Consider the following 15464-nt stretch of genomic DNA (forward strand, 5'->3'; position numbering starts at 1 on the left):
GCATTTTTAATCACTTTATGATAAATTTCTTTATTCCTGGCCATGTGGCAAAGCTAGTAGTAAAAGACAATATACTAAACGTAAAAATTAAAAAAAATGGAAAAGTTAAAGGGAAAAAGAAAATATTAAGTCCTAAAATAATTGCGCAAGCTAAAGAGCCAAATAATGTATTCTTTAGGCATACTATACTAAGCAATAGAGAATTTTTGAAAATATCCTTTAAAGAAAGAGAAACGGTGGTGATTAAAGTCATGATATACAACCAAGCAAGTCCCAATAAAATAGTAATAAAAAGACATAAAAAGAAAATTGCATAAAAGATAGTTTTTTCTTGTGAAAGCCTAAAATAGAATACTAGTGAAATCCCTAATAATGTAAAGATAAAACAAATTATAAAGCTACACATTACTGATTGCTTCCAATTATCTTTAAAGGCCTTTTGAAAATCAGACAAAATATAAATATGCTTATTCTGAACCATTGACATTGTAATAGAAGTTAAAGCGCTAAGGGCAGGAACAATTGTTACGATCGGAATACAATATAAAATAAAAATAATATTCAGTTTAAGAATATCCCAAAATCTCATAATAAATAGCTGGAAAAATAACGATATACCTTCTTTTGGAGGTTCGTCTTTTAGCACCCCAGGACCTTCGCGTTCAAAGTTAGGTGAAAATATTCTCATAAAAATCAATCTCCTTAAGTATTTCTAAAGTTTTGTAGTAAATCATATAATAATTATTATAAATTCTATGTAAGATTTTTGAAGTTGATTTTAAAAATAGTATATCATTTGGAAAAATAATCTGCAATGTTTATTAATATAGTTGATTATGATTTAGAAATATTTAAAACAATTCAACAAAATGTAATTGGAAAGTATTTACTTTAATATAGATAAGAATATAATAAATGTATAATAGTAAAGCAAAACATAATATCATAATTAATGAAAAGGGTTACTAAATTATTAAGTCAACTTAATTGTAGAAACTAATACAAAAAAAGTATTATATATTAACGTATGGAAATATTAAAATTTAAATATATATAAATTTAGTTTATATATATTTAAACTAAAGTGATAGAATGTTTATTGCATTGGTCATTATTCTTTTTCAAAGCATAGTTATTTAAATTTCAGCTTAGAGAAGAAAAATGTTCATATAATATTTCTAATATACTGACAAAAATAATGGGAGGTAAATAAATATGAAAAGTGCAAAAGTATTAAAAAAAATTGCGACTATAGTTGCAGCGACTTCTCTTATAGCTACAATGTTCATGGGATGTGGTGGCAGTACTGTTACTAAAACTGATAGCGGAAAGGATTCAGCGACATCTTCAGGTGATAAACTTGAAATGTGGACATTCGTTGATATGCATGCTAAATTCTTTGAAAAAATGTTAGTTAGTTGGAATGAGAAGAATCCAGATAAGAAACTTGATATTAATTTCTCAGTACTTCCTTATGATGATATGCATAATAAGTTACAATCAGCATTGTTGTCCGGACAAGGTGCTCCTGATATGGTAGACATAGAACTAGGAAAGTTCCCTAACTTCTTAAAGGGAGAGCCTCAGTTAGAGATACTTGATGATGTTATTGCACCTTATAAGGATAAGGTAGTTAAATCTCGTCTTGACATCTATAGTAAAGATGGACACTCATATGGAATTGATTACCACGTTGGTGCTACTGTTGCATACTATAATACTGAACTTTTAGAAAAAGCAGGAATTGATTATAAAACTATAGTAACTTGGGATGATTTCAAAAAAGCAGGAGAAAAATATTATGCTGCAACTGGTAAAAATTTCGGTACAGCTGATACAAGTGCTATTTGGCAAACTAGTGCTATGTTAGCACAACAAAAATCTGACTATACTGATGCTAGTGGTAAGCCACAAATAAACAGCCCTGAAATGGTTAAAGCACTCACTACGTTAAGAGATATGCAAGATGCTCATGCTATAGCTACTATTCCGGGTGGACAACCTGATACAACAGATGCTGAAGGTGCAATAAACAATGGAGACTATGCAGTTGTAGTTAAAGCTATGTGGTATATGTCAAGATTTTTAGAATATATGCCTGACCAAGCAGGTAAATGGGCAATTGCTCCAGTTCCAGTATTTGAAAAAGGTCAACCACGTTCTGTAGGTCTTGGTGGTACTGGCACAGCTGTAACTAAGAATGCTAAAAATAAACAAAACCTTAAAGAATTCATAGCATATGCTAAACTTTCTGAGGATGGAGAAAAAGCTATATGGGAAGATTTGGGATTTGACCCACTAAATACAGAATTATGGAGTAACAAGGAAATTGCTAATAATCCAGAAAACAAATTTGTAAAATACTTCAAGACTAATCCTTTTGATACATTAAATGAAATCAAAAATGAAATCGCATTAATTAAATCAACAGAAGCTAGTCCAAACATCAACAACGTTTTATGTACAGTTACTTTAAATAGCATATTTGAAGATAAAAAAGATATAAAAGAAGCATTAGATGAAGCACAACAACAAGTGGAAAATGAATTAAAGTAATAAGATAATTATGCAGAGAAGCTGTTTTGAAGCTAGAAAAATGGCTTCTCTGTGTTATCTATAAGTGTAATAGGAGGCAGTTAAGCAATGTTTAAGGGATTTATTTATAATAAAAAGGCAGCACCATATGTATTTATATTGCCATTTATTCTTGTATTTTTAGTATTTTTTGTTTCTCCGATGATGAACACAATAATAATGAGTTTTCAAACTGTATTACCAGGTTCAAGAAAATTTGTTGGTTTGGATAATTATACAAAGTTATTAGGCGATAAAGTCTTTTTAGTTGCATTATGGAATAGTTTTAAGTATATGATATGGACATTAATATTACTTATTCCAATTCCAATGGTACTTGCATGTATAGTAAATAGCAAGTTGATGGTTGGCAGAGAGTTTTTTAAAGCTTCATTATATTTACCTGCTTTAACATCTGTTGCCGTAGCCGGTATAGTTTTTAGATTTAGTTTCGGAGAACAGGCTACTTCATTAATGAATCAATTAGTTGCATTGTTTGGAATGGATCCATACAAATGGCTAAAAGATGGAACTACAGGGTTTATTGTATTATTAATTTTAGCTTGTTGGAGATGGACTGGCGTTAACATGTTATATTTCTTGTCTGGGTTAAAGAATATTCCAGCAGAATTATATGAATCAGCAGACATTGATGGAGCAAGTATATGGCAAAAATTTAGATATGTAACAATACCTCAACTTAAACCAACAACCATCTATGTGCTTACAATATCTATATATGCAGGTCTTGCAATGTTTATAGAAAGCTACATGGTATTTAATGGTAATAATTCTCCAAACAATATAGGTCTCACAATCGTAGGATATTTGTATAGACAAGGTATTGAAAAGAATTCCATGGGTTATGCATCAGCTGTAGGCTTAGTATTGTTTCTTATTGGAATGGCTATTAACTTAATACAATTAAAGTTAAATGGAACATTTAAGAAAGGGGATTAGTATGCAAAGTAATATAAGTTTAAATCATAAAATAAGCAATAAAAAAATACTCAAAATATAACAGGTCAGGGAAAAAATATACCTACTAGAGTATTAATTTTTATATTATTTGCTCTAATAGCAATAGTACTACTAATTCCATTTTATACACTTTTTATCTCTACTTTTAAAGATGGAGCAATAGTAATTGCAAATGGTATGGATGTATCTATAGATATTGCTAAAATGTCTCTTAAAAACTATGTAATATTATTTACAGAAAAGAATAGTTTCTTCGCATGGTTTTTTAATAGTTTGTTTTTAACAATAGGTCAAGTAGCTCTTCAATTATTTGTTAGTGCATTTGTTGCATATGGATTTGCAATGTATGATTTTAAGGGGAAAAATTTCTTGTTCGTTTGTGTATTATTCGTTATGATGGTACCTTTTGAAATCTTAATGTTACCTCTTTATAGTCAAATAAGCAACATGCACCTAACAAATAGTTACGCTGGTATTATTTTGCCGGATATAGCAAAGGCGGGAACTATATTCTTCTTTAGACAATATTTATCTGGAATTCCTAAAGATCTTGTTGAGGCAGGAAGAATAGATGGATCATCAGAATATGGTATTTTCTTTAGATTAATTTTACCAATAATGAAACCATCCTTTGCAGCAATGGCAATTTTAAATGCTATGGGTAGCTGGAATAACTTATTGTGGCCAATGTTAGTATTAAAGAGTCCTGCAAAATTCACGTTACCAATAGGGTTAAACACATTAATGACACCTTATGGAAATAACTATAATTTGTTATTTGTTGGTTCCTTCCTTTCAATCATACCAATATTTATATTATTCATGTGCTTCCAAAAGTATTTTGTTGATGGTATGACAGCTGGAGCATTAAAAGGTTAAGATATTTTTATGAATAATAAAAATTTAACCTAAATAGTTAAGGAGATGAATTATAATGCAAAAAAAAGCAAAAATGGTAATAGATAAAGATTTTAAAATATCTGAAATAGATAAAAGAATTTATGGTTCGTTCATTGAACATTTAGGAAGAGCAGTATATGGAGGAATTTATCAACCGGGACATATATCATCTGATGAAAATGGATTTAGAACAGATGTAATGGAACTTGTGAAGGAATTAAACGTTCCTATTATAAGATATCCAGGAGGAAATTTCGTATCAAATTTCTTTTGGGAAGATAGTGTTGGTCCTGTTCAAGAAAGACCAAAGAGACTGGAACTTGCTTGGAGAAGCCTTGAAACTAATGAAATTGGATTAAATGAATTTTCTAAATGGGCAAATGAAGTAGGTTCTGATGTGATGATGGCAGTTAATCTTGGTACGAGAGGAATTGTTGATGCGTGTAACTTATTAGAATATTGTAACCACGATAGTGGAACAAAATATAGTGATTTAAGAATTAAGCATGGAATTAAATCACCACATAAAATTAAAACATGGTGCTTAGGTAATGAAATGGATGGACCATGGCAAATAGGTCACAAGACTTCAGAAGAGTATGGAAGACTTGCAACAGAAACAGGAAAGGCTATGCGTTTAATAGATCCTAATATTGAGTTGGTTTCATGTGGAAGCTCAAATACAGCAATGCCGACTTTCCCGGAATGGGAAGCATCTACATTAAATCATACTTATGAGGTGGTTGATTTTATATCGCTTCATCAATACTATGGTAATAAAACTAATGATACAGCTAATTTTTTGGCTCAGAGTGTAGATATGGAACACTTCATAAAGACTGTTATTTCTACTTGTGATTATATTAAGGCAAAAAAGCGTAGTAAAAAAACTATGAATTTAAGCTTTGATGAATGGAATGTATGGTTTCATTCGAATCAAAATGATGATGATATAATGAAAAATCATCCGTGGAAAAAGGCTCCAGCTCTTTTAGAAGATGTTTATAACTTTGAAGATGCTCTTTTGGTGGGTTTGATGCTAATTACTTTAATGAAACATTCTGATAGAGTCAAAATCGCATGTTTAGCACAGTTAGTTAATGTTATTGCACCAATTATGACTGAAGAAAATGGACCTGCATGGAAACAAACTATATATTATCCATATTTACATGCTTCAAAATATGGTAGAGGAATTGCCCTAGAATCAGTGATTTCTTCTCCAAAACATGACACTATAGATTTTACAGATGTAACGGATATTGAATCTATTGCAGTATATAATGAAGAAAATGATGAAGTTACTATATTTGCAGTTAATCGTAACTTAGAAGAAGATATTGCATTGAATTGTGATATAAGAAGTTTTGAGGATTTTAAGATTATTGAGCATATTGTTTTAGAAAACAATAATATGAAAATAGTAAATTCGCCTAAGAAAGAGGCAGTTGTACCAATTAAAGTTGAGAGAAGTGACATGAATGAAGGAATTCTTACAACTTGTTTGAGCAAAGCATCATGGAATGTAATTAGATTGGGGAAATAATAGGGAAGAAATAGATAGTATATTAAGATTAAAGTTTAAATAAATACTTTAATCTAATAGCTTTAATTAAATTAATGTCCTATAAATGGGAGGATGAAGATGAGCAGATTAGTAATTAATGCGTACAATAAAAAGAGCAAAATAAACAAGGAAATTTATGGACATTTTTCAGAACATTTAGGTAGATGCATTTATGAAGGAATATATGTAGGTGAAAATTCAAAGATACCTAATGTAAATGGTATGAGAAGTGATGTTGTAGAAGCTTTAAAAGAAATAAATATACCTGTTCTTCGTTGGCCTGGTGGATGTTTTGCAGATGAATATCATTGGAAAGATGGTATTGGACAAAAAGAAAATCGTAAAAGAATGGTTAATACTCATTGGGGCGGTGTTGTAGAAGATAACAGTTTTGGTACACATGAATTTATGGAATTATGCAGACAGTTAGGATGTGAACCATATATAAATGGAAATGTTGGGAGTGGCACAGTACAGGAAATGTCAGAATGGGTTGAATACTTAACTTTTGATGGGATTTCTCCAATGGCAGAACTAAGAAAACAAAATGGACATGAAAAGTCTTGGAAAGTTAAATATTTTGGTGTTGGAAATGAAAATTGGGGTTGTGGAGGAAACATGACACCTGAATTCTATGGAAATATGTATAGAAGATATCAAACATATTGTAGGAATTATAGAGATAATAAACTTTATAAAATTGCTTGTGGGCCTAATGTGGATGATTATGACTGGACTGAAGGAGTAATGAAGGTTGCGGGTAAATTTACGGATGCATTAACTTTGCATTATTATACACATCCAGGTGGATGGCAAAATAAAGGACCAGCTACTGATTTTGATGAGAAAACTTGGTATATGAGCATGAATAAAACTTTAAAGATGGAAGAACTAATTAATAAACATCTTGAAATTATGAATAGATATGACCCAGAAAAAAGAGTGGATTTAATAGTGGATGAATGGGGTGGATGGTATGATGTAGAGCCAGGAACTAATCCGGGATTTTTATATCAACAAAATACTATGAGAGATGCACTTATTGCTGGTGTAAATTTAAATATATTTAATAAACATTCTGATAGAGTTAAGATGACAAATTTAGCTCAAATTGTAAATGTACTTCAATCAGTTATATTAACAGAAGGCGAAAAGATGGTATTAACGCCAACATATCATGTATTTAACATGTATAAGAATCACCAAGAAGCTACTTTAGTTGAAAGCTATATAGATACTAAAATGATTGGTGTTGAAGAAGAAAATCTAGTGCCAAACTTGCATGAATCAGTTTCTGTAGATCAACAAGGCAGAATAAATATAACACTAAATAATTTATCTATTAGTGAATCTTATGATATTGAAGGAATAATAGTTGATAGATGTGTTAAATCTGTAAAAGGCACAATTTTAACAAACGAAATGGGAGCATACAATACATTTGATAATTCAGAAATTGTGAAACCTGAAGAATATAATAAATTTACAATAACTGATAAGGGATTAAACTTTACAATTCCTCCATGCAGTGTATTAAGCTTTATAGTGGAATGATTTTATGGAAAAAATATTTTGCAGAAGATGCCTGTTAGATGAGGTATTCGAAAAAGATGAATATAGAAACATGCAAGAATATATTAAGTTTATAGATACGCAAATAAAAACAGAAAAACATGAATATAACAGAAGATTAGATATTTGTAGGGAATGTGACAATCTTATTAATGGCATGTGTAAAATATGTGGATGTTTTGTAGAGCTTAGAGCAGCTGTTAATAAGAATTATTGCCCAAATGTTGAAAAGAAATGGTGAAAAATAATTCATAAAGATATTAGTTAGTTTACGAATGAATAAAAGAAATAGTTAACCCTTCAGCATATACAAGAATCTTTGAAGTTTAATATATTTATAATAAATTTAATTGAAATGTCTTGATGTTAGTTTTTAATCTAAAAGCGGCTGTTGTAAAATTTAAAACAACAGTCGCCTTTTATGTATTGCTTTATAAAGAGAATAAAAACTCGTACTAAAGGTAAATACATTTTAAGCTATTAATTAGTTAAGGTATTATAAATAAGTCTTACACTTATGCCTTGGCTATAATTACCAAAGTTCTTTCCAAATATAGTCAAAACACCGACGTGTTTTGTTTCTTCTGGAACAGCTAATTTAAGTAGGATATCACTTTTATAATTCAATCCTAAATCTGCTAGAGTTATGTCTGAAATTTTTATTCCATCAATAAAGGTCCCAAAAGAATTTATGGTTAAAAGTTTTAATAATCCGTATTGGTTCCAGTTAGGGAACCACCAAGAAGGTGTTAAAATTCCTTTGCTATCTCCAAAATCACCAGGACTAGTCCAGCTACCTACATTTACATTGTTAATGAAAAAATGTATATCAGATGGCCAGATGTTACATGAACCAGGAGCTTCTGAACTTATTTCCATAGATACTTGTAATTCTGAAAATGTCTCATTAGGTTTTAGATAATTTGGAATTCTATACTCTATAAATCCTTTAGTAAACCACAATATATCTGCATTAATTCTTTCTGGATCAGCAAAATAATTAGGATTATCTACTTCTCCTATAATCTTATATTTAGTTGCTAGTCCGCAAGTAGGAGCAATATCATAATTAGAATAATGTCCTATATTTAAATCTATATCATAAGAATCTGCAACATCTTGTGCGCTTATATCAATTATAAATTTATCTTCATGAATAGAACATATTTTTTGTAAACCATGCTTCCCAGTCAAATTGGTAGTATTAATTAATCCGCAGTCTTCTAATTTTTTTATATGCATGGTAACTGCGCCATTAGTTAAATTAAGCTTTTCAGACAATTCATTCATGTTCAGTTGCTTATACTCAGATAAAATATCTAGTATATTCACTCTTACGTCAGAACTCAAAGCTTTAAATAGTGGTAAACTGTCTTTTAAATTAGTAATATGAATCATAATAATCTCCTTTATAAATTAATATGCAGAAATAAATATATAGACTAAATATTTATTTGAAAAAATTGTTATATAAATAGTTAATTTATTTATATAAACATAGAATTGGGTTTTAGAACAAGATAACGTATAATATTAAAACTATTATACTATTTAATAAGTTAAAAGTGAACAATTGTTTTAAGTATTTATAAAGTAAAACTAAATATATTAAGTTTATTTAGTAAAAGCACATAATATAAATAATTTAAATGAAATTATGATAGATATAGTTTATATTTATATAAAATATTATGATATAATATAAAATAAAAATAAACTAGTTAAAAATATCATGATTTAGACGTTATATAAGTTTTAGGAGGAATTAATAATGGAAAAAAGCAAATTTAGTAAACCTTTACCTATTGATTCGATAAATATAGCTGATAATTTTTGGAGAAAGATGATGGAACTTGTAAGGATACATGTCATTCCGTATCAATGGGAAGCACTCAATGATAGGATTGAAGGTGCAGAACCTAGCTATTGTATGCAAAATTTTAAAATTGCAGCGGGGATAATGGAAGGAGAATTTAAAGGATTTGTATTTCAAGACAGTGATTTTGCAAAATGGATAGAAGCTGTTGGATTTTCACTCATGTGGCATAAGGATGAGAATTTAGAAAATACTGCTGATGAAGCAATTGATATTGTTTGTGCAGCACAACAACCAGATGGATATTTAGATACTTATTATATTATAAATGGATTAGATAAGAGATGGACAAACCTAAGAGATAATCATGAATTATATTGTTTAGGGCATATGATAGAAGGGGCAGTAGCATATTATCAAGCAACAGGTAAAGATAAACTTTTAAATGCAGTAATTAAATATGTAGATTATGTAGATACTATTTTGGGGAGTGAAGAAAATAAAAAACATGGATATCCAGGTCATGAAGTGATTGAAATGGCATTAATTAAACTTTATACAATAAAAAAAGATGAGAAATATTTAAAACTAGCAAAATATTTTATAGATGAAAGAGGCAAATTACCTTTATACTTTGAAGAAGAAGGTATTAGGTATGAAAATAAATTTTGGTGGGATGACAGTTATTTTAAATATGAGTATTATCAAGCAGGAAAGCCAATTAGAGAACAAACTGTGGCTGTAGGACATGCTGTAAGAGCGGTATATTTATATTCTGGAATGGCTGATGTAGCTAAAGAAACCAATGACGATGAGTTGTTAGAAGCTTGTAAACGTCTGTGGATAAATATGACTAGAAAGCAAATGTATATAACAGGAGGCATTGGCTCATCACAATATGGTGAAGCCTTTACTTATGACTATGATTTACCAAATGATACTATTTATGCTGAAACTTGTGCATCTATTGGACTAGTATTTTTTGCAAGAAGGATGCTTGAAATTATACCAAAATCGGAATATGCAGATGTTATGGAGAAAGCATTATATAATGGCATCATAAGTGGAATGTCACTTGATGGGAAAAAGTTTTTCTATGTAAATCCGTTGGAAGTAGTACCAGAGGCTTCTGAAAAAGACCATTTAAGAGCACATGTAAAAGTTGAACGTCAAAAATGGTTTGGATGTGCATGTTGTCCTCCTAATATTGCAAGACTTTTATCATCAATTGGAAGTTATGCGTATTCACTAAGAGAGAATACTCTATTTATGCATTTATATATGGGCGGAGAGATATCTGTTAATCTTTCTAGTAAAGACATAATATTGAGTGTTAATTCAAATTATCCTTGGAGTGAAAACATTAATATTAGCTTAAATATGAAAGAGGAAGCTACTTTTGAATTTGCATTAAGAATACCAGAGTGGTGTAGGAATTATAATATAAAAGTAAATAATCAAGAAGTAGAATACGAAATGCTTGATGGATATGCTTATATTATAAGGACTTGGAAAAACAATGATGAAATTAATATATATTTTGAAATGCTTGTAGAAATAATGACAGCTAATCCTAGTGTGAGGGAAAATATTGGAAAGGTTGCTATTATGAGAGGACCGATTGTTTATTGTCTTGAAGAAGAAGATAACGGAAGAGATTTACACAGAGTTTATTTAAGTGAGAATCCTGAATTTACTTATGAATATGAAAAAGATTTACTTGAGGGAGTTGTAACAATTGAAGGAAACGGGAAAATACTCCTAAAGAAAGACTGGGATGAAGATAGCCTATATAAATCTAATGCAGAAATTAAATTTCAAGATAAAAAATTAAAATGGATACCTTATTATTCATGGGCGAATAGGAATTCAGGAGAAATGATAGTATGGGTAAAAAATGCTCATTTATAATATAGGGAACATTCAATTTTACAATATGATGAAAATGAAGTTTGGTTTTATGTCAGTTTTTTATTGTGCCTTAAATAGTGTATTAAATATATATTTCTTAAAGATAATATTTGATATAATATAAATATACAACAACTGGTTAGGGGGAGATTATAGAATATGAACATAAATGATATAAAAAATAAAATAAAGAACAATAAACCTTACATTAACGGTTGGGAAAGAATGAAAAGATCAGCTATAATTATTCCACTAGTAAAAATAGATAATCAAGTGTTTATATTATTTGAAGTAAGAGCAAAGAAATTGAATAGCCAACCCGGGGATATATGTTTTCCAGGTGGAAAAATAGATGATAATGAAATACCTAAAAAAGCAGCACTAAGAGAATTGTTTGAGGAATTAGGGATTGAAAATATTGAAATAATAAAAGAATTAGATACTGTGGTTAGATACGATGGTATAATAATTCATCCTTACTTGGGAATTATTGAAGACATTGAAGAAATTAATATAAATGAAAGTGAAGTTGATCATGTATTTTATGTTCCACTAAATTATCTTTTGAATCATGAACCTTTAGAAGTAAATAGTAAATTAAAATTTGAGAGACCAGAAGAATTTCCATATGATTTAATAGTTAACAAAGAAAATTATAAATTCAGAGAAGCTAATTATAGATCTCTATTTTATAAATATCAAAATTACAATATATGGGGAATTACAGCGGAAATGTTAAAAAACTTTTTAGAGAAATTGTAGCCAATTTGAGAAATGACAATAAATTTCCAAAATGATAATTAAAAGAGGGACTGTCGCTAAATAGAAAAATAGTACAATGTATTGCTTGCTTTCAAAGTTTAATTGCAATACATTGTATCTAAACTTTATTTTAAGACAGTCCATTTTTATTTAAAGATGAAAGTAAATTCAACATGGATTGGAATATATCGATAGGTTATTCATTACTCAAATATATTTAAGACTTAATAAGTATTTAAATTATATTTTAAACTTTTGTACCATTTTATTAAGTTCTAGTGAAAGTTCAGCTTGACTTTGTGATGATTTTGCAACATCAGTAATAGCAAATGTTATTTCAGTAACATTATTTAATATTTCTTTAGTGTCAGTTGCAGATTCTTGAGCAACTTCTGAAACATTTTGTATAGAACTACTTACTTGCATTACAACTTGATCCATTTGTTTTGCTGATGATGCAAATTCTTCTATTAGATTATTCATAAATTCAGCATCTTTTTCATATTGAACACCTGTATTCATAAGAAGCTCATAACTAGGTTTTACATTAGTAGACATGAATTCAAGTACATCTTGTCCACTTTTAGACAGGCTTCCAACTGCAATTTGAACTTGTGATACCATATTTTGAATATTAGCAACTGCTTCAGATGATTGTTCGGCAAGAATTCGTACTTCATCAGCAACAACAGCAAATCCTTTGCCTTGTTCTCCAGCTCTTGCTGCTTCTATAGCAGCATTTAAAGCAAGCAAATTGGTTTGTGCTGCTATATCTCCAATAGAATCAGCCATTATTTTAACTTTTTCTACAACCTTAGAATCTTCTATAGCCTTTAGAATATGTGATCGGTTATCACCATAAATTAAATTACTTTTTTCTATATTTATTAATGCTTTATCCTTTATGTCAGTAGCACGTCTTTTTATTTGACTTACGGATATTGCTGCATCATTTGCATTTTTGGAAAGTATATTTGTGGTAGCGCTTATTTCTTCTGTTGAAGCAGTCACTTCTTCGGTAGTAGAACTTAGTTCGTGGGTTCCTTTAGATATTTGCTCAGCAGATTCGTTTACTACTTCCATTTTAGATGAAATCTCTTCGGTCGTAGCGGAAAGTTCTTCACTTGTTGCACTTATATCATTAGCTCTATTAAGTATTTCAACTATTAAACTTTTTATGTTTTCATTTGCATTATTTAATGCTTTTGAAAGATTGCCTATTTCATCTTTTGAGTTAATTTTTATTGTTTTAGTTAAATCTCCATTTCCAAGAGCTTCAGCAAATATTAGTACTTGATTAATTTGTTTTGAAATCATAATTGATATTGATGAACCTAATGCAATTGCAATAATAAAACCTAATATTACTATGCAAATTGCAAGATACAAAGAAGTTGTGTAAGTTGAATTATTTGCTTGATTGAAATTATCTGCTTGAGTAGTACTGTTTTCTATTAGGGTGCTTAGATTTGTATATATATTTTTTCTGGCTTCAGTAACACTAGTGAGACTAGTTTCCGCATCAGCGTATTTATTATCATGAGAAAAATTGATTACTTTATTACAAGCAGCCATATAAACCCCTATATTTTCTTTTAACTGCGAGAAGGTTGTTTCATCTGATTCAGAAAGTAATGAATTTTCATATTTATCAATCAGAAGATAATTTTCATTAATTATTGAATTAATTTCTTGTTCTAAAACAGTATTTTTTTCATATTTATTTTTTTGATATACAAGTTCTAATAAATCAGCTCGAATATCAGTGAAATTTTGCTTTATGGTTGTTAAATACTTTATTGTTTCCAAATCGTGGTCATGCATAGTAACCGCATTAGAATTAATCGTATTCATGTTATATATTCCGATAAATCCAACAAGTCCTATCAATATTGCAACTATCATGAAAGCTGATATCAATTTTTGTACTATTTTTAATTTTTTAAACCAATTCATAAATATACTCCTTTTATTTATTTTTTTAGTAACAGATGATTTAACACACTAAAATATTTATTAAAATAAAATAAATGTTTTATGTAAAAAGGATTACAATTATTTCATTATTCAATATATTATTCCAAAATATTAAATAAATCAAACCAATTTCTATCATAAATTTTTAAAATAATTCTATTAAATACAATATATAACAAATAACATGTTAGGGGGTGGAATGGAATATATACGGCAACAAGAGGAATGGCAATGCATGGACAAAAAATATTGACTAACAAAAAAAAGAACGTTAAAATAACATTATTAAAGAACATTTAAAAAGTATTTTAGAATGCTAGGTATAATTTATTTATGTTTGTAAATGTTTTCTGGACGTTATTATTGAAAATTCGGAGTATATTGGTAAAGATAAATTAAAAAAACACATATATTTTATGAATACATATAAGGAGTCTTAAATAATGAATAAATATTTTAAATGGAGTGTAATTATTGGGTTATTACTACTTTTTTGTAGCAGTAATTTATTTTTCTTATATTTACTAAGAGATAAAGGGGTGGAAATAAGTCCTATAAAACCTAAAATAGTATTAATATCTCATATAAAGACAAACCCTTATTGGGTGAATGTAAGAGAAGGGGCAGAAAGAGCTGCTAAGGAAAGAGGCGCAGTAATAGAATTTATTGGGCCAACAACTGCAAGTACAGAGGAAGGATTAAAACTTTTTGAAATGGCTACATCTGCTAAAGTGAGTGGAATAATAACATATGTTCAAGAAGAGGGGAAATATAAAAAGCAAATTAATAGTGCAATGGAAAAGGGAATACCGGTAGTGACAATAGATTCAGATGAAGTAGATAGCAATAGGTTATCATATGTTGGAACTGATAATATTTTAGCTGGACAAGTTGCAGGAAAGGAAATGGTACAACAAGTTGGAACTACTGGAAATATTGCAATAGTAATGGGAGGAAAGGACGTTAAAAATCAAAAAGAAAGAGTAGAAGGCTTTAAGAATTATATAACTTCAAATTCTAATTTGAAAATTATAGATGAAGACTCATCCGATGCTATGCTTCTTGAAGCAGAAATTATAACTAGAAAGATATTGAATAGAAACAATAAGGTGGATGCATTATTTTGTACGTCAGCCCTTGATGGTATTGGAGCAGCTAAAGCAATAAAAGGGCTGAATGATCAAGGTAAAGTAAAAATTATATGTTTTGATGATTTAGAAGAAACTTTAAATAATATTAAAAATGGATTGGTAACAGCAACAATAGTACAGAAAAGTGATGAAATGGGATATAAAGCTGTTAATATCATTATGGATAAAATTGAAGGAAATACTAATATTGATTCAAAATACTTAACTAATGTAAATATAATTAATAAAACTAACGTAGATACTTATAGGTAAG

Annotated in this window: 12 protein-coding genes; 9 read left to right on the forward strand and 3 right to left on the reverse strand. The window is 29.1% G+C overall.

Features of this window, described 5'->3' with window-relative positions:
• Positions 1–10: 10 nt before the first annotated feature.
• The gene (locus DIC82_10445) at positions 11–688 is read right to left on the reverse strand and encodes a hypothetical protein (GenBank protein AWK51424.1); all 678 of its coding nucleotides are present in this window, start codon (positions 686–688) and stop codon (positions 11–13) included.
• 527 nt (positions 689–1215) lie between these two features.
• Between DIC82_10445 and DIC82_10450 the strand changes: the two genes are divergently transcribed.
• The 6 genes from DIC82_10450 to DIC82_10475 all read left to right on the forward strand — a co-directional run bounded on the left by DIC82_10450 (position 1216) and on the right by DIC82_10475 (position 7835).
• Entirely contained in the window at positions 1216–2556 is a 1341-nt protein-coding gene (locus DIC82_10450) for an ABC transporter substrate-binding protein (protein ID AWK51425.1), read from the forward strand.
• An 87-nt stretch (positions 2557–2643) separates the two neighbouring features.
• Positions 2644–3534 carry an arabinose transporter permease gene (locus DIC82_10455; GenBank protein AWK51426.1) on the forward strand — a complete coding sequence of 297 codons (891 nt, stop codon included), beginning with the start codon at positions 2644–2646 and terminating at the stop codon, positions 3532–3534.
• A gap of 78 nt (positions 3535–3612) precedes the next feature.
• Positions 3613–4434 carry an arabinose transporter permease gene (locus DIC82_10460; GenBank protein ID AWK51427.1) on the forward strand — a complete coding sequence of 274 codons (822 nt, stop codon included), beginning with the start codon at positions 3613–3615 and terminating at the stop codon, positions 4432–4434.
• 55 nt (positions 4435–4489) lie between these two features.
• Positions 4490–6001 (forward strand): alpha-N-arabinofuranosidase, encoded by a 1512-nt coding sequence (locus DIC82_10465; protein AWK51428.1) that lies wholly within the window; start codon positions 4490–4492, stop codon positions 5999–6001.
• Positions 6002–6100: 99 nt separating this feature from the next.
• On the forward strand, positions 6101–7576 hold the full coding sequence (locus DIC82_10470; protein ID AWK51429.1) for an alpha-N-arabinofuranosidase: 1476 nt from the start codon (positions 6101–6103) through the stop codon (positions 7574–7576).
• Positions 7577–7580: 4 nt separating this feature from the next.
• Complete coding sequence (locus DIC82_10475; GenBank protein AWK51430.1) at positions 7581–7835, forward strand: hypothetical protein; 255 nt, start codon at positions 7581–7583, stop codon at positions 7833–7835.
• Between the two features lie 239 nt (positions 7836–8074).
• Here the strand turns inward: DIC82_10475 and DIC82_10480 are convergent, their stop codons facing one another.
• On the reverse strand, positions 8075–8992 hold the full coding sequence (locus tag DIC82_10480; GenBank protein AWK51431.1) for a transcriptional regulator: 918 nt from the start codon (positions 8990–8992) through the stop codon (positions 8075–8077).
• Positions 8993–9365: 373 nt separating this feature from the next.
• Here DIC82_10480 and DIC82_10485 point away from each other — a divergent pair, with 373 nt between their 5' ends.
• The gene (locus DIC82_10485) at positions 9366–11321 is read left to right on the forward strand and encodes a hypothetical protein (protein AWK51432.1); all 1956 of its coding nucleotides are present in this window, start codon (positions 9366–9368) and stop codon (positions 11319–11321) included.
• 159 nt (positions 11322–11480) lie between these two features.
• Positions 11481–12083: a coenzyme A pyrophosphatase gene (locus DIC82_10490; protein ID AWK51433.1), complete on the forward strand. Its 603-nt coding sequence runs from the start codon at positions 11481–11483 to the stop codon at positions 12081–12083.
• A gap of 240 nt (positions 12084–12323) precedes the next feature.
• On the opposite strand, the gene DIC82_10495 is transcribed toward DIC82_10490, so the two are convergent.
• Positions 12324–14039: a methyl-accepting chemotaxis protein gene (locus DIC82_10495; GenBank protein ID AWK51434.1), complete on the reverse strand. Its 1716-nt coding sequence runs from the start codon at positions 14037–14039 to the stop codon at positions 12324–12326.
• Between the two features lie 464 nt (positions 14040–14503).
• Between DIC82_10495 and DIC82_10500 the strand changes: the two genes are divergently transcribed.
• Positions 14504–15463: a sugar ABC transporter substrate-binding protein gene (locus DIC82_10500; GenBank protein ID AWK51435.1), complete on the forward strand. Its 960-nt coding sequence runs from the start codon at positions 14504–14506 to the stop codon at positions 15461–15463.
• Position 15464 lies beyond the last annotated feature (1 nt).

It is taken from the genome of Clostridium beijerinckii, assembly GCA_003129525.1.
GTDB classification, from domain to species: Bacteria; Bacillota; Clostridia; order Clostridiales; family Clostridiaceae; genus Clostridium; species Clostridium beijerinckii_D.

Excerpts from the sequence above, each read along its gene's own strand:
- DIC82_10450 (AWK51425.1), top strand. The coding sequence starts at position 1,216 with ATGAAAAGTGCAAAAGTATTAAAAAAAATTGCGACTATAGTTGCAGCG.
- DIC82_10500 (AWK51435.1), top strand. The coding sequence starts at position 14,504 with ATGAATAAATATTTTAAATGGAGTGTAATTATTGGGTTATTACTACTT.
- DIC82_10445 (AWK51424.1), bottom strand. The coding sequence starts at position 688 with ATGAGAATATTTTCACCTAACTTTGAACGCGAAGGTCCTGGGGTGCTA.
- DIC82_10480 (AWK51431.1), bottom strand. The coding sequence starts at position 8,992 with ATGATTCATATTACTAATTTAAAAGACAGTTTACCACTATTTAAAGCT.
- DIC82_10475 (AWK51430.1), top strand. The coding sequence starts at position 7,581 with ATGGAAAAAATATTTTGCAGAAGATGCCTGTTAGATGAGGTATTCGAA.
- DIC82_10465 (AWK51428.1), top strand. The coding sequence starts at position 4,490 with ATGCAAAAAAAAGCAAAAATGGTAATAGATAAAGATTTTAAAATATCT.
- DIC82_10455 (AWK51426.1), top strand. The coding sequence starts at position 2,644 with ATGTTTAAGGGATTTATTTATAATAAAAAGGCAGCACCATATGTATTT.
- DIC82_10490 (AWK51433.1), top strand. The coding sequence starts at position 11,481 with ATGAACATAAATGATATAAAAAATAAAATAAAGAACAATAAACCTTAC.
- DIC82_10485 (AWK51432.1), top strand. The coding sequence starts at position 9,366 with ATGGAAAAAAGCAAATTTAGTAAACCTTTACCTATTGATTCGATAAAT.
- DIC82_10470 (AWK51429.1), top strand. The coding sequence starts at position 6,101 with ATGAGCAGATTAGTAATTAATGCGTACAATAAAAAGAGCAAAATAAAC.
- DIC82_10495 (AWK51434.1), bottom strand. The coding sequence starts at position 14,039 with ATGAATTGGTTTAAAAAATTAAAAATAGTACAAAAATTGATATCAGCT.